General features: G+C 69.3%; 22 protein-coding genes. 11 read left to right on the top strand and 11 right to left on the bottom strand.

Annotation, left to right across the window (positions count from 1 at the left end; genetic code table 11):
* Positions 1–8: 8 nt before the first annotated feature.
* Positions 9–1,241 (top strand): cytochrome P450, encoded by a 1,233-nt coding sequence (locus CA951_RS01860; protein WP_087555204.1) that lies wholly within the window; start codon positions 9–11, stop codon positions 1,239–1,241.
* A 21-nt stretch (positions 1,242–1,262) separates the two neighbouring features.
* On the opposite strand, the gene CA951_RS01855 is transcribed toward CA951_RS01860, so the two are convergent.
* Both CA951_RS01855 and CA951_RS01850 read right to left on the bottom strand, forming a co-directional pair.
* Positions 1,263–2,780, bottom strand: coding sequence for an FAD-dependent oxidoreductase (locus tag CA951_RS01855; RefSeq protein WP_087555203.1), 1,518 nt, complete (start codon positions 2,778–2,780; stop codon positions 1,263–1,265).
* A complete protein-coding gene (locus CA951_RS01850; RefSeq protein ID WP_087555202.1) occupies positions 2,777–4,237 on the bottom strand; it encodes an MFS transporter in 1,461 nt (486 codons plus the stop codon). The genes CA951_RS01855 and CA951_RS01850 overlap by 4 nt, the downstream gene beginning before the upstream one ends.
* A 134-nt stretch (positions 4,238–4,371) precedes the next feature.
* Between CA951_RS01850 and CA951_RS01845 the strand changes: the two genes are divergently transcribed.
* Complete coding sequence (locus tag CA951_RS01845; RefSeq protein WP_087555337.1) at positions 4,372–4,686, top strand: helix-turn-helix transcriptional regulator; 315 nt, start codon at positions 4,372–4,374, stop codon at positions 4,684–4,686.
* Between the two features lie 64 nt (positions 4,687–4,750).
* A complete protein-coding gene (locus CA951_RS01840; RefSeq protein ID WP_087555201.1) occupies positions 4,751–5,815 on the top strand; it encodes a GAF domain-containing protein in 1,065 nt (354 codons plus the stop codon).
* On the opposite strand, the gene CA951_RS01835 is transcribed toward CA951_RS01840, so the two are convergent.
* The 3 genes from CA951_RS01835 to CA951_RS01825 all read right to left on the bottom strand — a co-directional run bounded on the left by CA951_RS01835 (position 5,738) and on the right by CA951_RS01825 (position 8,609).
* On the bottom strand, positions 5,738–6,817 hold the full coding sequence (locus tag CA951_RS01835) for a VIT1/CCC1 family protein (protein ID WP_087555200.1): 1,080 nt from the start codon (positions 6,815–6,817) through the stop codon (positions 5,738–5,740). The two genes, CA951_RS01840 and CA951_RS01835, sit on opposite strands and share 78 nt — an antisense overlap.
* 68 nt (positions 6,818–6,885) lie before the next feature.
* Complete coding sequence (locus CA951_RS01830; RefSeq protein ID WP_087555199.1) at positions 6,886–7,554, bottom strand: vancomycin high temperature exclusion protein; 669 nt, start codon at positions 7,552–7,554, stop codon at positions 6,886–6,888.
* Positions 7,555–7,574: 20 nt separating this feature from the next.
* Positions 7,575–8,609, bottom strand: coding sequence for a hypothetical protein (locus tag CA951_RS01825; RefSeq protein ID WP_087555198.1), 1,035 nt, complete (start codon positions 8,607–8,609; stop codon positions 7,575–7,577).
* Positions 8,610–8,706: 97 nt separating this feature from the next.
* Between CA951_RS01825 and CA951_RS01820 the strand changes: the two genes are divergently transcribed.
* Positions 8,707–9,306: a TetR/AcrR family transcriptional regulator gene (locus tag CA951_RS01820; protein ID WP_087555197.1), complete on the top strand. Its 600-nt coding sequence runs from the start codon at positions 8,707–8,709 to the stop codon at positions 9,304–9,306.
* Between the two features lie 5 nt (positions 9,307–9,311).
* Positions 9,312–9,704 carry a hypothetical protein gene (locus CA951_RS01815; protein WP_256973189.1) on the top strand — a complete coding sequence of 131 codons (393 nt, stop codon included), beginning with the start codon at positions 9,312–9,314 and terminating at the stop codon, positions 9,702–9,704.
* A 6-nt stretch (positions 9,705–9,710) separates the two neighbouring features.
* On the opposite strand, the gene CA951_RS01810 is transcribed toward CA951_RS01815, so the two are convergent.
* Positions 9,711–11,123 carry an FUSC family protein gene (locus CA951_RS01810; RefSeq protein WP_087555196.1) on the bottom strand — a complete coding sequence of 471 codons (1,413 nt, stop codon included), beginning with the start codon at positions 11,121–11,123 and terminating at the stop codon, positions 9,711–9,713.
* 66 nt (positions 11,124–11,189) lie between these two features.
* Here CA951_RS01810 and CA951_RS01805 point away from each other — a divergent pair, with 66 nt between their 5' ends.
* The gene (locus CA951_RS01805; protein ID WP_087555195.1) at positions 11,190–11,714 is read left to right on the top strand and encodes a MarR family winged helix-turn-helix transcriptional regulator; all 525 of its coding nucleotides are present in this window, start codon (positions 11,190–11,192) and stop codon (positions 11,712–11,714) included.
* Positions 11,715–11,720: 6 nt separating this feature from the next.
* Here the strand turns inward: CA951_RS01805 and CA951_RS01800 are convergent, their stop codons facing one another.
* Positions 11,721–12,776, bottom strand: a complete 1,056-nt coding sequence (locus CA951_RS01800) for an SDR family oxidoreductase (RefSeq protein WP_373413382.1) — start codon at positions 12,774–12,776, stop codon at positions 11,721–11,723.
* A gap of 90 nt (positions 12,777–12,866) precedes the next feature.
* Here CA951_RS01800 and CA951_RS01795 point away from each other — a divergent pair, with 90 nt between their 5' ends.
* Positions 12,867–13,184, top strand: a complete 318-nt coding sequence (locus CA951_RS01795) for a helix-turn-helix transcriptional regulator (protein WP_087555193.1) — start codon at positions 12,867–12,869, stop codon at positions 13,182–13,184.
* A 4-nt stretch (positions 13,185–13,188) separates the two neighbouring features.
* On the opposite strand, the gene CA951_RS01790 is transcribed toward CA951_RS01795, so the two are convergent.
* The gene (locus tag CA951_RS01790; protein ID WP_087555192.1) at positions 13,189–13,662 is read right to left on the bottom strand and encodes a hypothetical protein; all 474 of its coding nucleotides are present in this window, start codon (positions 13,660–13,662) and stop codon (positions 13,189–13,191) included.
* A gap of 61 nt (positions 13,663–13,723) precedes the next feature.
* Positions 13,724–14,539 (bottom strand): DUF72 domain-containing protein, encoded by an 816-nt coding sequence (locus tag CA951_RS01785; protein ID WP_087555191.1) that lies wholly within the window; start codon positions 14,537–14,539, stop codon positions 13,724–13,726.
* 84 nt (positions 14,540–14,623) lie between these two features.
* Here CA951_RS01785 and CA951_RS01780 point away from each other — a divergent pair, with 84 nt between their 5' ends.
* The 4 genes from CA951_RS01780 to CA951_RS01765 all read left to right on the top strand — a co-directional run bounded on the left by CA951_RS01780 (position 14,624) and on the right by CA951_RS01765 (position 17,889).
* A complete protein-coding gene (locus CA951_RS01780) occupies positions 14,624–14,944 on the top strand; it encodes a GYD domain-containing protein (RefSeq protein WP_087555190.1) in 321 nt (106 codons plus the stop codon).
* 45 nt (positions 14,945–14,989) lie between these two features.
* Entirely contained in the window at positions 14,990–15,469 is a 480-nt protein-coding gene (locus tag CA951_RS01775) for a sensor domain-containing protein (RefSeq protein ID WP_179220074.1), read from the top strand.
* Positions 15,470–15,510: 41 nt separating this feature from the next.
* Positions 15,511–16,365: an LLM class F420-dependent oxidoreductase gene (locus tag CA951_RS01770; RefSeq protein WP_087555188.1), complete on the top strand. Its 855-nt coding sequence runs from the start codon at positions 15,511–15,513 to the stop codon at positions 16,363–16,365.
* 117 nt (positions 16,366–16,482) lie between these two features.
* The gene (locus tag CA951_RS01765; protein ID WP_087555187.1) at positions 16,483–17,889 is read left to right on the top strand and encodes an AarF/ABC1/UbiB kinase family protein; all 1,407 of its coding nucleotides are present in this window, start codon (positions 16,483–16,485) and stop codon (positions 17,887–17,889) included.
* Between the two features lie 60 nt (positions 17,890–17,949).
* Here the strand turns inward: CA951_RS01765 and CA951_RS01760 are convergent, their stop codons facing one another.
* Positions 17,950–19,518 (bottom strand): TerD family protein, encoded by a 1,569-nt coding sequence (locus CA951_RS01760; RefSeq protein ID WP_087555335.1) that lies wholly within the window; start codon positions 19,516–19,518, stop codon positions 17,950–17,952.
* 9 nt (positions 19,519–19,527) lie between these two features.
* Complete coding sequence (locus tag CA951_RS01755; protein WP_087555186.1) at positions 19,528–20,757, bottom strand: TerD family protein; 1,230 nt, start codon at positions 20,755–20,757, stop codon at positions 19,528–19,530.
* Positions 20,758–20,792: the final 35 nt, after the last annotated feature.

Genomic DNA, 20,792 nt, shown 5'->3' with positions numbered 1-20,792 from the left:
AGTAGAACGTGACGACCCAGGCTTCGACACTCGCTCCCCCCGCACGCCGAACCGGTGTCGCGGTGTCCGTCCACGACATCCCGAACCTCGACCCACCCGTCGCCTACACGCCGGTGACCGCGGAAGGCGCCACCGGTCTACCGGACATCGTCCTGCCGAGCGGGCACACCGCCCTGCACCTCACCCGGTACGACGACGTGCTGAAGGTACTCACGGATCCGACGTTCGGCCGGAAGGACACCAACGTCGAAGGCGGGCCGAGCTTTCAGCCCACGACGATGCCACCGGACCTGCTCCTGAATCTGGACACCCCGGATCACGCGCGGATGAAGAGTTTCGTCAACGCCGACTACAGTCCCGCCGGTGTCGAGAAGCTGAAGGGATCGGTGCATCGCATCCTCGACCGGCGGATCGCGTTGCTGCGCAACCAGGACAGCCCCGATCTGTTCGCCACGGTCCTCGACCGCCTGCCGATCGAGGTGAATGCCGGCTTCCTCGGGATCCCGGAGTCGGACATCGACTACTTCCGCCCATCCTCGCGGGTGGTGCAGTTGTCCCACGACACCGACATCCCCGGCCTGCTCGAGAACTTCTGGCTCGTCTACCACTACGTGACCGACCTCGTGCAGCGGAAACGGCCGGTCGCGCCGGGTGGGCTGATCGACCGCTTCCTCTCTGCACGCAACGAGGCGGAACCGCCGCTGAGCGACGACGAACTCGTCGCGACCCTGCTCGGCTCCGTCCTCGGCGCCGACCAGAACGTGCTGTCGGTGCTCGCGAAGGCCGTGTATGTGCTGCTGCAGGCCCCCGCGCTCTGGACTCTGCTGGCGGAGGAACCGGCGGTGGCCCCGCAGTTGGTCGAGGAGTTGCTCAGGGTGCTTCCGCTGGGCACCATCTCGACGTTTCCCCGGATCGCCACCCGCGAGGTGCGCCTGCGGGACGCCGTGATCCCCGAGGGCGCCCTCGTTTACGCCGACGCGTTCGCTGCCAACCGGGATCCCGGCACGTTCCCGCAACCGGAACTCGTCGATCCGTTCCGGGACGGGAAACGCCACCTGCAGTTCGGGTACGGCATACATCACTGCATGGGCGCGTCCCTGGCCCGGATGGAGATCACCGTGACCCTGGTGCGGCTGGCTCAGGAGTTTCCGACCCTCCAACTCACCGCCGAACCCGCTGCGGTTCCGTGGGATTCGGGGGTACTCCTGCGGCGTCCGACGTCATTGCCCGTCCGATGGTAGGCGCTTCGCGCCCGTGCGTGCTTAACGAGTCCCTGCACTCGTCAACCGCGCACGGGCGGCGGAGCCGCCGAACGTCTCGGCCAGGCGAGCCGGGAGTTCGCTGCCGTCGCCCCACACCCCCGACCACGCCACGACGCCGTCGGGCCGGACGAGGACGTCGGCTTCGAGGTTCCGTGCCCGGACCACCGCCACCCGCTCGCGCCAGCCGGTGTCGACGAGCGCGCGGGCTGATTCGGGTGCATTCCCGCACAGCAGGAGGCCCCGGTTTCCCGCCGCGGCATGCAACCGGATCAGGTCGGTGACTCCGGTGCCCGTCTCGATCACCGTGTTCGCCGCGAAGTCGCCGGACGCCGCGTGGGTGAGGGCGCGGGGCGCCGGCCGGCGCTGCGCACTGATCGCGGACCCCAGCTCTCGGTTCCGGTCGCGGTCCCTCAGCAGGACGTCGAGTTCGTGTCGCAGGCGGTCGCCCTCCGCACCGATCCGCATGCGTTCACGCTGATCGGCGACGTTGGCGATCACCGCGGCCGCGCACGTGTGCCGCTCCCGGGAGTAGGCGTCCAGGACCGACGGTCCCGCCTGCCCCCGGGCGACGAGGGCGAGGCGCCACCCGAGGCCGATCGCGTCGCCGATACCGAGATTCAGGCCCTGCCCGCCGAGCGGAAAGTGCACGTGTGCAGCGTCACCGACGAGAAGTACCCGGCCGCGCCGGTAGTCGTCGACCAGCCGCGAGTAGTCGCTGAACCGGGACAGCGACCGCGCGTGCCGGAATGGAACGGGCCTGCCCGCGAAGCGGTCGACGGTCTGCTGTAGTTCCGCCGCGGTGAGGGGCCTGCGGTGATCCTCGTGCGGGCCTCCGAGGTCGAACGTGATGATGCGGCTGAGCCCGGAAGGGTTGACGTTGAGGACGGTCCAGCCGCGGTCTGTGCGCACCCATCCCCGGGGTGCGCCTGCGGGGTCGTCGAGGACGGCGAGACCCAGCAGCGCGGCGGCCGTCGGCACGGTCTCGGTCGCCGTGAAGCCCACACTTCGTCGCACGATGCTGCGGGCGCCGTCCGCGCCGACCACCCAGTCGGCCGTCACCGTTCGCGTGAGTCCCTCGTGGGTGAACGTCACCGTGGCCCCGGCGTCGTCCTGGTCGACGCCCGTGACGACCGCGGCCTTCAGCACCGGCGTGCCGAGTTCGATCAGCTTTGCGGTGAAAAGCCTTTCGAGGTCGCTCTGACCGATACCGGCGATCGCCGGACCCTCGCCGGGTGGTGCCGTGATCTCCAGACCCCACACGCCGGCGTAGTGAAACGTCGTCGACGCGGCGGCGGCGTCGACGTCTGGCGCCGCGAAAAGCCCGCGGCGCGTCAGCAGTTGGATGCTTCGGGCGTGGATCGTTCCCGCTTTCGGCACGTCCGTGGTGTGCGGCTCCGCCTCGAGGACGAGGACGTCGATTCCGCTGCGCGCCAATTCGAGTGCCGTCAGCGATCCCACCGGGCCGCCGCCGACCACCACGACCTGGTAGTGCGATCGCAGGTCGCCGGTCGCCGTCACGATGCGCTCGCCCCGCGCCGCAGCAGCACCGCGATGACACCCGACAACCCGGCGACGACGACGGCCAGCACGACCAGCGTCGTGTGGAACGCGCTGTTGTAGGCGTCGACCGCGGTCAGCCCTTCCTCGCCGCGGCGGGTGGCGAGCCCGGTGAGCAGCGCCGCGTACACGGCCACGGCGACGGCCTCGCTGCCCAGTCGCATCGTGTTCACCACCCCCGCAGCCATACCCGCCTTCTCCTCGGGGACGAGTGCGAGCGCCTGACCGTCGACGAGACCGGCGGACAGTCCCATTCCGGCTCCCGCGAGCAGCAGCGGCACCGCGATGACCGCGACCACCGTGTCGGGGCCCGCCAGCAGCAGCCCCAGGTCGCCGGCGATCAACGCTCCCAGGCTGATCCAGATCACCACGAGCGGGTTCACCCCGGCGCCGACGGCGCGGCCCGCCGCGAGCGGACCCACCACGACCGGAATCGTGAGGAGCACGGTCACGAGTCCCGCCTTCGCCGAAGACTGTTCGGCCACGAACTGGAGAAAGGTCGGGAAGTAGGTGAGCAGCGTGACGAAGCCGAACGACGCTGCCACCGGGACGAGGCACAAGGCCATGAACCGCGGATGGGTGAGCACTTCGAGATCCAGCAGCGGGGCGGGGCGACGCGATTCGACGCGGGCGAACCCGATCAGCAGCGCGACCGCGAGGACGAACGACGCCACGACCGCCGGACTGCCCCAGCCCCAGGGCCCGCCCTGGACGATGCCCACCATCGCGGCGAACAGACCCAGCACCAGGAGGACGGTGCCGAGGAGATCGAATTTCGCGGGCGCGACACCGACCGGTCGGGCGAGCCCGATCACCGGGGTCGCCGTCAGCACCACGAGCAGCACGGCGGCCTGGATCACGAAGATGGGCCGCCAGCCTGCAGTGTCGACGAGAAGCCCGGACAGCGTCGGTCCGAGGGCCACACCGATGCCGGCGGTCGTCCCGAACAGGGCGAACGCGCGCAATCGGGCGGGCCCGTCGAACGCGGACGACAGGATCGCCGCACCGCACGAGAAGATGGCGGCACCACCGAGACCGGCGACGCCGCGGGCGACGTCGAGGACCACGATGTTCGGGGCCAGCGCGCTGGCGATGCTCCCGGCCGCGAATGTGGCGGCCCCGGCGGCGAACAGGCGTCCCCGGCCGAAGCGGTCCGACAGCGACCCACAGACCAGGGTGAAGCAGGCGAACGCCAGGTTGAATGCATTCACCACCCACTGCTGGCCGGATGCGCCGCCGCCGATGTCGGAGGAGATCGCGGGCAGCGCCACCGCGGTCCCGGAGATCGACATCGGGACGACGAGCACGGCCAGGAGGACCGCAGCGAGGGTGAGATTCCCGCGTCGAGGGTAGGCCGGTGTCGTGTCGGGTGGTGGCGTCGGTGTCGTGGCGTCCGCCGTGGTCAGCTCCGAGGTCATGTCGATCCTTCCTGAAGTGTGCGTTGCCCCCGTGCACCAGAGGTTCGATACAATACGAACCATGCACCAGAGCTAGGTTCGATGCAAGGCGAACCTTCAGTCTGGTGGTCGAAGACCCGAACCTGGAGGTGGCCGTGCCCGACGCCGAGGGACATCCCGCAGTCGACGAGATCGAACTGGTCTCCGTGCTCGCCGCACTCGCCGACCCCCTGCGACTGGAGGTCGTGCAGAAACTCCTGATCGAGGCCGAGGGCGCAGAACGCCACTGCACGTCGTTCGGGCTGCCCGTGTCCAAGTCGACCCGCAGCCACCATTTCAAGGTCCTGCGCGAGGCGGGGCTGATCAAGCAGGTCGACCGCGGCAATTCCCGGATGGCGCAGTTGCGCAGATCCGACATCGACGCCCGCTTTCCTGGGCTCCTCGATGCCGTGGCGACCGCACCCGCCTGAGGTTCTCTCGCCGCGCGCGAGGGTCGTCGCCGTGCGATGATCGGGCGCCGAGGGGGCGGTACGAGTGGAACAACGGGAACGCGGCGACGGCTGGATCCTGGTCGAAATCCTGGGGGACGCACCGACGGTGATCGCCGAGGGCATCAAGCAGCGGCAGTGCCGGCCGCTCGGCAATGTGTACCGCGGCAGGATGCTGACGCTGGTGGCGGGGGCCATCGACACGGTGAAGTCCTCGGGACAGCCGGTACAGGTGACCCTCGGCGAGACGGTCGGCGACATCGATCTCGTCGTGGGACGACCGGTGCTCGGTCCGGGCGGAGACGTCCTGGCGGTGCAGATCTACACCGGTCGCGCGGACGGTCCGGTGCCGTGGCCGCACGCGGCGGCGGGGTGGGAATGGAATCTGTCCGTGGCGGCGGGGCCGCGACGCACCCGATGGACGCGTGAGTTTCGGAATCTGTACGGCGTGGCGGACACTCGGCCGGAGCACGACCACTTCGGCCTCGCCGACCTGTACCGGAGGGTGCCGCGGATCTCCGACATCGCGGTGCTGATGGAACGCGTCGACAACGCCCGCGACGGCGAGTTCTTGTCCGGGGAACTGATCGCCCGGCACGACGACGGGGCGCTGCGCCTCGTCCGCTTCGTGCGCCGAGCCGTCGCGACGCCCGAAGGGGTGGTGCTGCGGGGCGTCGACCACGACGTCACCCACAAGACGGATGTCGGCGAGCTCGCGATCCGGGTGATGGACTCCGACGTCGCATCGACCGTGCATACCGTCGCGGGTGTCCATGCGGCACTGGTCGACTCACAGCAGGGGTACGTCATCAAGTGGATCACGCCGCCGCTGGCGGGACTGTCAAAGGAGGCGGAGGGTGGCCAGATCGGATTGCTGCACGGCGAAGACCTCGCGGCGGTGCGGCAGCGGATCACCGGCCGTCGTCCCGGGCAGGCCCGCGTCGCCGTGTCGGACGGGTCGTGGGCCCGGCACACGGTGCGCGCGTTTCCCGTTCCCGGCTACGGTTCCACACCCGTGGTGATGATGACGTTCTCAGGCGCCGGTTCCGAACAGCATGCCCAGCAGGTAGGTGGCGGCGGCTGCGCCGTACCCGATTGCCAGCTGGCGTAGCGCTCGTTTGACCGGGGGTCCACCCGACAGCAACCCCACCACCAGGCCGGTTCCGAGCAGCGCGACGCCGACGAGTGCCGCCGCGACCACGAGCGCGGCGGTCCCTTCCATGCCGAAGAGATACGGCAGCACGGGGATCACCGCACCGGACGCGAAGAAGCAGAAGCTCGCCGCCGCCGCACCGAGCCCCGTGCCGATGGCCTCGTGCTCGTCGACGACCTCCGAACCCGAAACAGGCTCGGGCTGAACGGCTCTCTTCAAGACGTCGGCCGCGCGTTTCTCGGCGTCCGCGGCGGGCATGCCCCGCGCCCGGTACACGAGCGCGAGTTCGTTCGCGTCGACGTCGAGGAGCGGCACCGCCTGGCGGGCACCCTCCCCCGGCGCCGACGCCTCGAGCAGTTCGCGCTGCGACCGCACGGACACGTACTCGCCCGCGCCCATCGACAGCGCGCCGGCGAGCAGACCGGCGAGCCCGGTCAGCAGCACGATGTGATTGTCGACGCCGCTGCCGCTGATGCCGAGTACGAGGGCGAGATTGCTGACCAGGCCGTCGTTGGCACCGAACACGGCGGCACGAAACGTGCCGGACAGACGATTTCGCCCACGCGCCGCCAGCGCCCGCACCACTTCTTCGTGGATGCGCTCGTCCGCGCCCATGGCGACGGTGGCGTCGACGTCCGTCGGGTACGGCGACCGGGTCTCCGCGCGTTGCGCGAGGGCGAGCACGAACACCGATCCGAACCGCCGGGCCAGCACACCGAGGATGCGCGTGCGGACGTCACCGCGAACGGGTTTGCCGACGTGCTCCCCGAGCAGCGCGCGCCAGTGCGCCTCGTGCCGTCCCTCGGCGTCGGCGAGCGCCAGCAGAATCTCGCGTTCCTCACCGGTGCGACGTTTCGCGAGATCGCGGTAGACGGCGGCCTCGGCGCGTTCGTCGGCGAGGTAACGACGCCATTTCCGGACCTCGCGCGGACCGGGATCCGGTCGTGCACCCGCAACCATCGTGAGCCTCCCGATCGTCGACCGATCGAAGCCTACCGACGCGACTACCGCACCGCGGCGGTTCGAGGTCAGTCGCCGGCGGCGAGGGCCTTTCCGAGCGAGTCCTCGGGTTCGGAGACCACCACCGGATCGCGTCCGGACAGCAGGTCGAGGACGGCCTTGGGCCGGGCCAGCGATTCGCGCACGGTGTTCCTGGCCATCGTGATCGGGCGGCATTCGCATCCGGCGTTGACGCCGGCGACGTCGATTCCGGCGCCACGGCACAGCGCGACCGCGCGGGGGACGTGGAAACCCTGAGTGACGATCAGCGCCTTGGTCACTCCGTACGTCTGGACCGCCCTCGCGCACGTGTCGTAGGTGTCGAGCCCGTACCGGTCGCCGACGATCCGGCTGCGGTCGATGCCCTTCTCGACCAGGTATTCCGTCATCGCCGCGATCTCGTCGCCGGATCTGCCTGCGCCGTCGCCCGAGACGAGTACCGCCCGCGCACGCCCGTCCTGCACGAGGCGGACTGCGACGTCGAGGCGCCCGGCCAGATACTCCCGGGGTTTGCCGTCGCGCACCTGCGCACCGAGAACGATGACGACGGGCGCTTCGGGTGCGTCGTCGACGTCGTAGACGTGCCCCTCGGCCTCGCGCGAGATCCACACCGTCGAGGCCGCGACGACGAGGACCGCGAGCGCTCCGAGCCCCGCTCCGATGCCGACCAGCCGGCGGACGATCCGTCGTTCCCCCATGCCGCCATCAAACCACAGCGTCAGGCGACGGCCGGTTCCTCCGGGGCGCGCCGCTCACGCAGTCCGGATACCAGGCACAGGCCCAGCCCGAAAAGGATCCAGCAGGTCAGCACGAGCAGGCCAGCGCCGGCGCCGTGTCCGTCGAAGAACGCCATCGAGCGCACCACGGTTCCCGCCGCTCCGGGCGGCAGGAGCTGCCCGAACGCGCCCCACCCCGACGGCAGCCACGCCGGGGAACTCGCCAGACCCGACAGCGGGTTGGCGAGGAACATCATCGTCACCGCTCCGAGCGCGAACCCCGCGATGCCCAAAACGGATTCGAGCCCGAGGATGGTCAGGGAAATGGCAGCGATTCCGAGGATGACGGCACCGGACGTCGTCCAGTAGTCACCGTCGACGCTGCCGAGACCGAACTGCAGAATTGCGGTCAATGCGAGTCCGGCGCTCACGGCGAACAGCACCGCACCCGTCACCCGGCTCTTGACGCTGTGCGGGAACAGTCGCACCAGCACGATCGCGGGGATCATGCCGCCGAAGACCAGCGGAAGCGCCAAGCCGCCGAGGCCCGCGCCGGCGGGGTCGTCGGCCGTCAACGGAACGACGTCCTCGACCGGAACAGGCTGTCCCGCAGTCGCGCTCATGCCCGCTGCGAGACCGTTCATCGTCTGCGCGATGGGCGCCCCGCCGGCGCCGGCGGACAGGACCTTCATGCCCTCCGGTGTCGCGACGATTCCGCCCACCACCTCCCGGTGCTCGATCGCCGTCCGGACCGCCTCGGCGTCCGCGAACCGCTCGGTGGCGAAGGCCCCCGGTCGGCCTGCGTCGAGCGCGGCGTCGATCTGGGCGACGGCCGCGTCGGACCCGGCGACGCCAAGCCGCAGGTCGTGTGGGCCGCTGTGGACGGCAGGCAGCGCGAACGCCAGCAGCATCACGGCGATCACGGCGGTGAGTCCCAGCACGACGGCGATCATTTTCACCGGATCGGACGGCCCGTTGCTCGCCCGCCCGGCGGGTTCCACCCGCGGGTCGAGTGTCCCGGTATCCGAAGTGCTCATCAGACTCCTCCTCCATTAAGTGGAGGGAATTCCTCCAGTACTTGTGGAGAATATTCCTCCGGTTATGCTGGGTTGTCAAACGAGAGAGGTGCCCCCGATGCGAGCCGACGCGCTGGAACGCCGTAACACCCTGATCAAGGCGGCCCGGGCGGTGTTCGCCGACCGCGGGCACGATGCGCCGCTCGACGCCATCGCCGCGCACGCCCGGGTCGGGATTGCCACCCTGTACCGGAATTTTCCGAGCCGGGACGACCTCGCCCACGCCGTCGCCCGGACGACGCTCGCCGAGGTCCGCGCACTCGCAGTCCGGGCGCTGGACGAGTGCGTCGACCAACCCGAGGCGGCATGGCGACGGTTCGTCGACGCCGTGGTCGAGTTGCGGATGGGAGCGTTGGTGCCCGCGCTTGTCAACAGCCTCGACGAACTGCCGCCCGACGTGCGCGACATGCGGGAGCAGACGAAGGCGGCGGTCACCGAGCTCATTCACCGGCTCCAGGACTTCGGGCTCATCCGCGAGGACGTCGTGCCGCTCGAGATCATCATGGGGATCGCGATGCTCACCCGGCCGCACGTGCTGATGTTCGAGGACACGACGGCCAATCTCGTTCCGCGGCTGATCACGGTCTTCCTCGCCGGGTTACGCCCGGACGGGTCCCCGCTGCCGCCGCCGATCCCCCCGAACGCGGCTGTACTGTGACGAACATGCAGCAAGGGGGGCCTGCGCCACAACCATGGAATCACCCACGTGCCGGTGACGAGCAGTTGCCGCGACTCAACGGCTGGGACGTGGCGGTGTCTGCGGCAGCAATCGTCGTCGCGGTCGCGGTCGCCAGCATCTCCGCGGTCGCGGCGTTCTTCTGGCTGCTGTTCCTGGACTACTGCCCACCCGAGACCTGCAGCGCCGAGAACGCGTGGATCGCGGTGTGCGTCGCACTCGCGGTCGCGGCACTGGTGACCGTGATGGGCGGCGCGGTCACGATCGCCCGCATCGCGCGGCACACGGTCGCGTGGCCGGTGGCGTGCGGGACCCTCGTTCTCTGCGCGAGCGCGTGCGCGATCGGATTCGCCGGTTACGTCTCCGCGACGGGAATCTGAGCGTCCTCAGGCCACGTGATGACGATCGGCCCGGCTGATCGCGACGGCCGAGACGATCACGCCGACCACCACACCGACAAGAGTGTCGACGACGCGGCTCACCGCGATGTCCGGCACCACCGCCGACCCGAGACCCGTCAGCAGCAGCGCCATGGGAGTGATGGCGACGGACGCGAACGCGTAGTTCTTGATGACCACCAGTTCGGTCACGGTCTGCAGCACCACGATCACCACGACGGTCTGCCAGTACCCCATCGCCGCGGCGATCAGCCCGGCGGCGAGGACGGCGCCCGCCACGTTGCCGACGAGTCGTTGAATCCCCCGCTGCACGGTCTGACTGAAGTTGAACCCCTGCATGGCGGCCATCGCACCCATCGACGCCCACAGCGGATGTTCCAATCCCAGTGCCACACAGATCCATCCGGCCAGAGCTGCGGCGGCGGCAATGCGGGCGGCGTTGACGATCCCCTCACGTGACCGCAGCCCCCGGAGCCCTTCCGCGAGGAAGCCGGCCGGCTCCGGCAACGCCGCGGCCTCCGCATCGAAAGCCGGAAGATCGCTGCGGCGCTTCACCTTACGAAGCTCCGACTCGTGATCGACGAGCGCCCGCAGGGTGTCGTGGTCACGCTCGTGCGCCCACCGATCGACCACGGTGTCGGCTTCGGCGAGAAGCGCGAACAACTGGTGGGAGTGACCGTCCCGGCCCTGGCCGCTGTGCGCGATCACGTCCCGCGCGTTGTCGATGGCCTTGCGGGCGGCCACGATCGCGGAGGCGTCGTGCGCACGTTCCAGCTGTGCGACGGCCGCGAGCGCCCGCGCCACCGCCAGTCGCGCGGGACCGAGAGGAACGAACAGGCAGGGCGTCATGGCGGCGAGCCAGCCCACGGCGACACCGATCGCCACAGCCACGACCGCCGGTCCGAGATCGGCGAGCCGGGTCGAGTGCCCGACCGCCGCGGTGGCGGCGAAGATCAGGATGACGGGGCCGGGACCGGCGATCCGGAACGCCGCCAGCAGCCACGCGGCGATCCCCGACGCCACAGCCATGGCCGCGATCTGCAGCCAGAGGGACAGCCCCGCCGCACCGAGGAGCGCGCCCCCGGCGACGAAGACGACGAGTGCGACACCGACGAGCCCCGTCTTCCGGGCGAGCCGCGGGTACGGCTCGTATCGGCCGAACGCGGCGGTCAGCGCACCCAGCGCCGCGAAGCCGGCAAGGTTGCCGTGCCCGAGCAGGCCGCCGATCACCAGCACCAGCGCCGTCGCCGCACCCACCCGCAGGGCGGGGGCGATGGTGGCGTCCGCGGTCCGGACCTCGAACGCTCGGCGCCACGTCGACGGCGCCACCGAGTGGGCCAGCGCCTCACGGGAGTGATGGAGCCGGCTGAGGTCGGGTGCGTATCGAGGGGAAGCCTGCATGACCTCAGCGTACCGTATATTTCACTAGTAAAATAGTTATGAAATAGTGTGAAGTTGGTCGCTACGATGGTTTTCATGAGCCCTGCCCCACGTCCGGATGAGGATTTCACCGATCGCGTACGACGCGAATGGGCGGAGACCCATCCCGACGTGGACACGTCACCGATCGAGGTGATGGGTCGCATCACCCGGATCGGATCCCAGGCCCTGCAGCAACTCGACCGCGCCCTCGACGCGAGCGGAGTCTCGCGCGCCGAGTTCGACGTCCTGTGCGCGCTGGCCCGCAGCGACCGGCCCCTGCGGGCCAGCGAGGTCACCGCCGTGACCATGCTCAGCGGCGCCTCCACCACCAAGCACGTCGACCGCCTGGGCCGGCTGGGGCTGGTGGAACGACTGCCCTTCGAACGCGACGGCCGGGTCGTGCTGCTCCATCTGACCGAGGCCGGACGCGCGCTCGTCGACACCGAATTCCCGCAGCGCGTCGAACGCGACCGGCGATTCCTCGAGGGACTGGACGAGGACGAATGCGCGGTGCTGGCGGGGCTGCTCCGGCGGATCGCCGCCAACGTCGAATCCGGACTGCGCCCGTAGTCCGGGTCAGGGAATGATCTTCCGCGCCCGCAGGTCGCGGAAGATGTCGAGGAACATCTGCTCGGTCTCGACGTGTCGGTGGAAACCGAATCTGCGTGCCTTCGACCCGTCGGCGATGACGTCGTAGTCCCAGCCGAAGACGAAGTCGCCGAACGCCCACGACGAGACGTCCGAGTACGGCGTCGGCGCCAGTCCGTGCTTCGCGACGAGGTCGTTCCACACCGGTTCCTTGTCGGCCATGACGACGTCCATCGACATCGGTAGCGGCGGCGCGACGTCCAGTTCGAAGAAGTCGGCGATCTTCGGCAGCATCTCGTCCCAGCGGAACAGATCGCCGTTGTTGATGTTGAACGCCTGGTTGGCGCACTCAGGTGTGGTGGCGGCCCAGACCGTCGCCTCGGCCAGCAGTCCCGCGTCGGTCATCTCGATCAGACTCGTGTAGGCGCCGGGCTTGCCCGGAAAGCGCAGCGGCACCCCGAGTTCCTTCGACATCGTGGCGTAGACGGCGATCACGAGCGCGAGATTCATCGGGTTGCCGAGCGCGAATCCGCACACGACCGAGGGTCGGATCGCGGACCACGTCCAGCGCTTGCCGCGCTGACGGTCCTCGAGGAACTGCTGCTGATCGACGTTGAATTCGGGCGGCATGTGCGGCGGGTCGCTCTCCCGCGCCGGCGTCTTGAACGGTCCGAGGTGGGCCCCGTACACCTTGTAACCCTGCATCAGGCTGATGTGCTCGAGCCCGGCGGCCACCGGTTCGAGCGCGTTCACCGTGTTGACGAGCATCGCGACGTTGGGAGCGACGAGTTCCGCCCATGACGGACGGTCCTGGTAGGCGGCGTAGAAGATGTGCGTCGCCTCGCGCAGGTCGCCCAGCTTGTCGGCGGCGTCGCCCGCGTCGAGCAGGTCGACCGCAATGTGCCGCACCCGGTCGGTGTCGGTCCCGCCGCGGCGGGACAGTCCGATGACGTCCCACTCCCCCGTCGTTTCGAGATGGTCGATCAGATTGCCGCCGATCACACCACGCGCACCGACGACCACTGCCACTCTGCGCTTCGCCATCACTTACTCCTATCGGTATATCGCGAAATCACGATACGTTGAGTGAAGCACACATATCGGAAAATCGCGATATAGCGGTACGCTGGTTTTGTGAGTGAACTTCCGGACCCCGACGACCTCGCCCTCGTCTTCAAGGCGCTGTCGAACCCCACCCGCGTGCGCATCCTGCAGTGGCTGAAGGATCCGGACAGCTTCCCCCCACAACTCGAACCCGCCGAAGAAGTCGGCGTATGCCTGAAGCACATTCAGGCGAGGGCCGAGGTCTCCCAGTCGACAGCGTCGCAGTACATGGCCGCCCTACAGAGCGCCGGCCTCGTCACCAGCCATCGGATCGGCCAGTGGACCCACTATCGCCGCAACGAGGAGCAGATCGGTCGGCTCGCCGACCACATCCGCACCGAACTCTGACGAATCAGGGCATCTCCACGGTTTCGGCGCGCGCGATCTCGTCGAGCGCCCGGCGGACGTAGCCGCCGGCGGGCACCTCCGCTGCGCTCAGGAGGTCGGCGATCACCAGGATCGCGGCCTCCACGGCTCGCTCGGGCCTGCGCGGGTTCTCCTCGACGTCGGCCACACCGAGCGCGCCGGTCAGCACGGCGACCAGGGAGTCGACGTCCACGGCCGGAAACCAGAGCGCCGCCGCCCGCGCGCACCGGGTGAGCACGTCCTGCACGTCCTCCCCCGTCAGTCCGTCCGGGTGCAGCGTCTCGAGGAGTTCCCGGACCACCCCCGCCAGCACCGCGCCGACCTGCTCCGCCGGCAGGGCAGCCAGGTCTTCCGTCGCCTCGGTCAGCGCCGCCGCATCCGACGCCCGTGCCGCGACGATGGCGACGTCCAGCGCTTCGGCGATGTCACGCGCAACAGCAGGCCAGTGAGTGGGCCACATCCGGTAGATCCTCTTCTCGTGTCCGTCGAACCGAGGTTACTGAATCATGGGGCACCGACAGTCAGCGCAGCCGCTCGATCAGCCGCTGCGCGTCGAACGGGGCGTACCCCTTCATGTCGTTGTCGAAGTAGGCGAAGCAGTCGAGCCCCTGCCCGCGCCACCGCCCGATCTTGCGCGCCCACTCGTCGAGAGCCTCGTCGTTGTAGCCGCTCGCATACAGTTCCTTGTCCCCGTGCAACCGCAGGTAGACGAAATCGCTCGTGACCGCCTCCACGAACGGATACCGGCCCGCCGTGTCGGCGACGACGAACGCGACGTCGTGCGCGCGGAGCAACTCTTTCGCCTCCTCCGCCTCGAAGCTGTGGTGGCGAACTTCGAGCGCATGCCGGACGGGGCGGTCGGCGTCGGTTTCGGTCCACGTCCGGTCTTCGGTGAGCTTGTCGTCGTGCCGCGCTGCGAGCGCCGATGCCTCGGCGGTCGTCCGCGGCAACTGGTCCAGGAACGCTGCGAGACTCGTCGAATCGAACGCGAGCGTCGGGGGCAGTTGCCACAGCAGCGGTCCGAGCTTGGGTCCCAGCGCGAGCACCCCGGAGGCGAAAAAGTTCGCCAGCGCCGCCTCGACACCGACCAGCCTCTTCATGTGCGTGATGTAGCGACCGCCCTTGACGGCGAACACGAAATCCTCCGGTGTCTCGTCACGCCACTTCGCGTAGCTCGTCGGCCGTTGCAACGCATAGAAGGAACCGTTGATCTCGATGGACGTCAAACGCCCCGCGGCGTAGGCCAACTCCCTGCGATGCGCCAGTCCTTCCGGGTAGAAGTCGCCGCGCCACCCGGGATACGTCCAGCCGGAAATACCTACGCGGGCCTGCGCCATCTTCCGACCCTAGCGCCGGAACCTATTGCGTGTGGCCCGTCCCAGGGAGAACCATGAGAAGACCCCACAATCGAGGAGGCACCGATGCCGAGATACCTCTGGCAGGTCACGTACTCACCCGAAGGCGCGAAAGGACTGCTCAGCGAAGGCGGCACAGCACGACGCGACGCGATCACCCAGATGGTCGAAAGCGTCGGGGGCACAGTCGAATCCTGCTACTTCGCACTGGGTGGCCGGGATCTGTTCGTGATCGGTGACGTGCCCGACGACGTGGCCGCCGCCGCGCTCGGCATCCGCACCGCCGCCTCCGGGGCGGCACGGTCGGAATCGGTGGTGCTGCTGACACCGGAGCAGGTGGACGACGCGGTCCGCCGCGACGCCGAATACCGGGCGCCCGGCAGCTGATCGACCCCTCTGCCTGCGGCGGCGAATATCGTTCTGCAGGATGATGTGCGGCCGCGGAGTCGGCCGATACCGTCGAGCCATGTCTGCCGACCAGACCTACTCGACCACGGTGAATCCGTTCACCACCGGCTCCGCTCGCCATGCCCTGTTCGCACTGAGGGCGCACCCCTGCGCGTCGTCGCGCACTCCGTGCTGTCGCTCCTGGTCGGAACGGTCGCATGGTTCGTTGTGGCACTGAGCGTGATCGCCGCGTTCCGCGGGCTGTTCTACGGGCTGATCACCGACGACTCCTACGCGTACAGCTGGGGTGGTCCGACGCTCGCCGGCGCCTGGCTGGTGCATCTCGTGCTCGGTCTGCTGCTCGTGCCGGTCGCCGTGTGGATCCTGCGGGGCATTGCGGTGCTGCAGACCGGGCTCACCCGGCGCCTGCTCGGCGACGGTGGTCCCGTGTGGGTCGTGCCGGTCGCGCTGATCCTCGCCGTCGCCGGCGCGCTGCTGTTCCGGTCGTGGCTCCATCAGATCTGAGATACCGGAATGAATGCCGGTGAGGGAAGGTTGCACGCCACATGACGGAGACCACAGGAGAAACCCCGCAGCTCGGACAGTTCGGCGTCTGGCGTCACGCCGGCGGATTGGCACCCGAGGTGGGTGCCGCGATCGAATCGGCAGGTTACGGCGCGATCTGGATCGGCGGTTCGCCGCCTGCCGACCTCGACGTCGCCGAACGCCTGCTCGACGCGACGTCCACCATCACCGTCGCGACCGGCATCGTGAACATCTGGACCGCACCCGCCGACGAGATCGCGACCTCCTTCCACCGACTCGAGGCCCGTCATCCGGGGCGCTTCCTCCTCGGCATCGGCGTCGGCCATCCCGAACAACCCGGCCTGAACTACAACAAGCCGTACGCCGCGCTCGTGGAGTACCTCGACGTCCTCGACGCCGCCGGGGTCCCGGCCGGACGACGCGTCCTCGCCGCGCTCGGCCCGAAGGTGCTCGAGCTGTCGGCGGCCCGCGCCGCAGGCGCCCACCCGTACCTGACCACTCCGCAGCACGCCCGGGAAGCGCGTGAGCTGCTCGGCCCCGGTCCGGTGATCGCACCGGAGCAGAAGGTCGTGCTGGACACCGATCCGGAACGGGCTCGCCCCGTCGGACGTGAAGCGGTCGAGAATCCATACCTGCACCTGCGCAATTACGTCAACAACCTGAAGCGGCTCGGGTATACCGACGAGCAGATCGCGAACGGCGGCAGCGACGAGCTGATCGACGCCCTCGCCGCCCACGGCGACGCCCCCTACATCGCGGGCCGCCTCCGCGAACATCTGGACGCGGGCGCCGATCACGTCGCGATCCAGGTGCTGCCCGCCGGCGACGATCCCCTCCCTGCCCTGCGGGAACTCGCGGGCGCACTGGGACTCTGAGTTCCGCTAACGAAATAGTGTGATGGCGGGTACCGCATACTGAAAGGCGTTCGCCGAAACGGTCGGGGTATGGTCCCCTTCTGAACGGCAGGCAGGACTGAACGCAAGGTAGGAACTGTGCACGAGCCAACGCCACGTCCGGTCGGCCCATACGCTTCGGGGCCGCCACCTGCAGCCCTGACCGTGCATTCGGCGAGACTCGACCGGTTCCGCGCGGCCGAGTTGTGGCGGGCGCTGGTCATCGGCGTAGTCGTCGTCGCCTACACACTGCTCTCGCTCGTCACCTGGCCCGTCCGGCGTCGCGGCCGCACCCTCGCGGACGCGGCGTCGGAGGGCCTGGTCAACGGATTCGAGGTGCTCGGCCCGACGTTCGTCAAGGTCGGGCAGCTGATGGCGTCGTCGTCCGGCGTATTCCCCGCCCCGCTGGCCAACGCCTGCCTGCGATGTCTCGACGACGTGCCGCCGGTACCCGCGCAGGAGGCCCGCCGGGTGATCGAGGCAGACCTGGGACACCCCGTCGACGCGTTGTTCGCATCGTTCGACGACGTCCCCCTCGCCGCCGCCTCCGTCGCGCAGGTGCACGGCTGCGTGCTCCCCGACGGCCGGGAAGCCGTCATCAAGGTGCAACGCCCCGACATCTTCCGCCGCATGGTGGTGGACCTGCGCACCGCGTACTGGGGTGCGCGGATCCTCGAGAAGCTCTTCGAGTTCTTCCGCATCGCGAACGCCACCGCCATCATCCGCGATCTCCACGCGGCCACGATGACCGAACTCAACAGCGCGGTGGAGGCCGACCGGCAGGCCCGGTTCAGGACGAACATCGGCGCCTTCGGCGACAACAAGGGCGTCACCACCCCGGAGGTGTACTGGGACTACTGCGGTCCGCACGTCATCTGCATGGAACGCATGTACGGGCTGCCGCTCGACCGGTTCCCCGACCTCGTCCACATGGACACCCGCATGCTGATCCGCCGCGGCGTCAAGGTGTGGATCGAGTCGGTCATCCTGCACGGCCCGTTCCACGGCGATGTGCATGCCGGCAACCTGTGGGTCCTCGACGACGGGCGCATCGCGATGCTCGACTTCGGCATCGTCGGCGAGCTACCCGAATCGTGGCGGCAGATCCTGCGCGACATGTTCTACGCGACACTGATCGACGGCGACTTCTCCCGCATGGCCCGCGGAATCCGCAGCCTCGGCTACGCGCAGGACAACGACGCCACGGACGATGAGATCGGCCTCCAGGTGGCGGCCGCCCTCGCACCCCTGCTAGGCCGGGACCTCGGTGAGCTGCGGCTCAGCGAACTCATCATGGCCCTCATCGGCATCGGCAAGAATTGGGGCGTCGCCAGCCCCGAGGAACTCGTCCTGTTCGGGAAGCAACTCGGCTACTTCGAGCGCTATGCCACCGAACTCGCGCCCGGCTGGGTGATCGGACAGGACCTGTTCCTGTTCCGCAACGTCTTCCCCGACGCCGTCGCCGCGAAGGCCCGCGAACTCGGGGTGGAACTACCCGACGAGTGACGCGCGCTCGTGGAGCGTCCTTCGCGGCGAGCGTCAGGTACGCGTCGCCCAGATCGTTCTCTAGTGCCCGGTCAGAGAATCCAGCACCGAGGCTCGGTGCAGGGGGTGGTCCGGGAGCCGGTCGGGGGTCAGGATCCAGTCGTTGTGCGTCCACGGGTCGGAGACGGTGAGAACCCCCGACGTCGGAACCTGTTGCGCGATGCGTTCGAGCACCGCGACTCCCGGATCCGAAGCGGCACCGGCGCTGTCGCCGACGATGATCAGCGACGTCCCGACCGCGGGACCGTGGTCGGCGAGGTGCACTATGCGCGCGGCGTCCTCGGTGCCGTACCCGTGCGGGAAGTCGCCGAGGATCACCAGCCGCGGTTCCGGCAGGGTGTCCCGGATCCCGCTGCGGGCCGCCATCTCTGCGAGGTCGACGCTCTCGGAGAGCGCGGTGAGCCGGGCGGTGACGTCGGAGGCCGCGGACACCACGGGCGAGGCCAGGAGCGCACCGAGGGGTTCGGTGAACTCGCGCAGCGAGCCGCTGAGGTCGACGACCTCCAGCCGCCCCGCCGCCGCGGGCGTCGCCACCAGCATGCGCGCGGCCAGCGCCGCGACCACCGGAGCGGCCTCGGCCGGTTCGCCGACGATCCAGAGGGGACGCCCCAGCGGGTAGTGGACGCAGAACGGGACCCGCAGCTCACCGAGGTCCCGTGCGGACAACTCGCCGAGCCTCAGGCCGTCCGTCACGGCGGTGTGGGTGACCGGGTTCGTCCACGCGGCGGATTCGAAGGTCGCCAGCGACCGCGGCAACAGCGGGTCGATGGCGCGGAGTTCCTCGGCCAGTTGCGAAGTCTCGCCGTCGAATTTGCGTTGCGCCTCGGCGACGAGGGCGTCGGAACGCTCCTGTGCCCTGGCCTGCGACTGGGCGACCGCCGGACTGTTGCGGGTGGACGGGTCGGCCACCGACGCGGACAGTTCGTCGTCCAACCGTGCCTGCGCGTAGTCGCGGGAGGATCGGAACGAGGCCGCCGACCGGGCGGCGTCCTCGAAGATCATCCACGCCCTCTCGAACGAGTGGGCCGGGTCGAGCGGGATACCCGCCGGACCGGGCGTCGCCGGAACCTCTTCGGCGACAGGGTGCGTGGGTTCGTCCACGTCGACGCCGTGCCTGGTGAGGAGTTCGGCGAGGCCGCCGTCGTATCCCTGCCCGACGGCGCGGACCTTCCAGTCGGTGCCGCGGCGGTAGATCTCCAGGCAGATGGCGGCCGCCTCGGAACCGACCAGCGGGACGTCGAAAACGACCACGGTACCGCCGCTTTCATCGGCGAGCGTGGCCGACAGACCCGAGCGGGCCAGCGTCGCCGGACCGCTCGGGGATGCCGGATCGACACTGACCACGCAGAGGACGCCCGCCGCGGCGGCGTCCACCTCGTCCAAGTGCAGCCGGACCGTTCCGTCCGCGTCGAGTTCCACCCCGGCGGCGCGCCGCTGGTTGTAGAACACGAAATGGTCCGAGGACAGCGCGCGGAGATCGCCGTCGACGATCAACGCCGAGACGTCGACCGGCGTCGCGTCGACTGCGCGGAAACGCAGTACGCGCGACGGCAGCGGGGCGTTCTGCCCCGGAACGAGGTGGACCGTCACCACCCGCCCCTAGACGCCGAGGAACCGGGCGAGTTGAGGCGCGGCCTCACCGGCGTGCTTGGCCTGGATGCCCTCACCGATGGCCTGCAGCTTCCATTCGCCGCCCACCCGGTACACCTTCGCCATCACCATTCCGGTGAACGGCATCCCGCCCTGCAGCGTGAACCGTGCGAGTTCGGCGTTCGACGTGGTGTCCACCAGTCGGCAGAACGCGTTCTTCACCTGCTCGAACGTGTGCCCGCGGTACGACGTCACGATGAACACGATGGTCGAGACGTGCGGCGGAATGCGGGTGAGATCCACGAGGATCACCTCGTCGTCGCCCGCGCCCTCGCCGGTGAGGTTGTCGCCCTGGTGCCGGATCGACCCGTCCTTCGACGTCAGCTGGCCGTAGTAGGCGACGTCGACCATGTTGTTGTCCGCGAACAGGACCGCCGACGCGTCGAGGTCGACGTTGGCGGAACGGTTTCCGAACATGCCGCGCTTCTCGATCGGATCCCAGCCGAGTCCCATCTGGATGTACGTCAGCGCGACGCCACCGTCCTTGCGGAGCGTAACCTTCTGGCCCTTGCTCAGGCTGACCGGCCGCGACTTGGTGAGACTGACCCCGGCCGGAGCCGCAGGGGCAGCAGGAGCCGGGGGCGGCACCGGGGCGGCCGGCGGCGGGTAGGCCGGAGCGGGGGTGGCCTGCGGTGCCGGTGGCTGCTGGACCGGGGCGGCCGCGGGGGCGGGTGCGTCGTCGACGGACACACCGTGATCGGTGACGAGTGCGGCGAAACCACCGGCGTAGCCCTGCCCGACGGCCCGCACCTTCCAGGCGCCCTGGCGGCGGTACAGCTCGAGCGCGATGACGATCGACTCGGAGTTCAGCCCTTCGATCCGGTACTCGTACAGCGCGTTTCCGGCACCGTCGGCGACCCGGGCCGTCGGCGGGGCGGAACGGCCGAAGTTGCTGGTGGCGTCGTCGAGAGTGATGACCGCGCGCACCTGGGCGATGTCGGCCGGCACCGCGCCGAGCGACACCTTCAGCGACGCCGCCTGTCCGGGGGCCCCGGGCACGAGTTGCACACCGGGACCGGACGGCTGGTTGAAGAAGACGAAGTCGGCGTCCGAGCGGACCTTCCCCGAATCCGTGACGAGCAGCGCGGACAGGTCGGCGGCGGCGGTCAGCTCGAGGGAGACGATGACGTCGTCGACGCTCAGTGGGCCGTTCTGACCCTTGGCAAGCGGAGTGGACACTGCGGTGGTTCCTTCACTGTGGGAGCGTCGGGTTT

The organism is Rhodococcus sp. NCIMB 12038, from assembly GCF_002165735.1.
In the GTDB taxonomy this organism is placed as follows: Bacteria; Actinomycetota; Actinomycetes; order Mycobacteriales; family Mycobacteriaceae; genus Rhodococcus_F.
This window is presented reverse-complemented; position numbering and strand designations above follow the sequence as displayed.

Bases quoted from the DNA above. Each gene is read 5' to 3' on its own strand.
- CA951_RS01850 (WP_087555202.1), bottom strand. From the start codon at position 4,237: ATGACCTCGGAGCTGACCACGGCGGACGCCACGACACCGACGCCACCA.
- CA951_RS01835 (WP_087555200.1), bottom strand. From the start codon at position 6,817: ATGGTTGCGGGTGCACGACCGGATCCCGGTCCGCGCGAGGTCCGGAAA.
- CA951_RS01830 (WP_087555199.1), bottom strand. From the start codon at position 7,554: ATGGGGGAACGACGGATCGTCCGCCGGCTGGTCGGCATCGGAGCGGGG.
- CA951_RS01825 (WP_087555198.1), bottom strand. From the start codon at position 8,609: ATGAGCACTTCGGATACCGGGACACTCGACCCGCGGGTGGAACCCGCC.
- CA951_RS01820 (WP_087555197.1), top strand. From the start codon at position 8,707: ATGCGAGCCGACGCGCTGGAACGCCGTAACACCCTGATCAAGGCGGCC.
- CA951_RS01815 (WP_256973189.1), top strand. From the start codon at position 9,312: ATGCAGCAAGGGGGGCCTGCGCCACAACCATGGAATCACCCACGTGCC.
- CA951_RS01810 (WP_087555196.1), bottom strand. From the start codon at position 11,123: ATGCAGGCTTCCCCTCGATACGCACCCGACCTCAGCCGGCTCCATCAC.
- CA951_RS01805 (WP_087555195.1), top strand. From the start codon at position 11,190: ATGGTTTTCATGAGCCCTGCCCCACGTCCGGATGAGGATTTCACCGAT.
- CA951_RS01800 (WP_373413382.1), bottom strand. From the start codon at position 12,776: ATGGCGAAGCGCAGAGTGGCAGTGGTCGTCGGTGCGCGTGGTGTGATC.
- CA951_RS01790 (WP_087555192.1), bottom strand. From the start codon at position 13,662: ATGTGGCCCACTCACTGGCCTGCTGTTGCGCGTGACATCGCCGAAGCG.
- CA951_RS01785 (WP_087555191.1), bottom strand. From the start codon at position 14,539: ATGGCGCAGGCCCGCGTAGGTATTTCCGGCTGGACGTATCCCGGGTGG.
- CA951_RS01780 (WP_087555190.1), top strand. From the start codon at position 14,624: ATGCCGAGATACCTCTGGCAGGTCACGTACTCACCCGAAGGCGCGAAA.
- CA951_RS01770 (WP_087555188.1), top strand. From the start codon at position 15,511: ATGACGGAGACCACAGGAGAAACCCCGCAGCTCGGACAGTTCGGCGTC.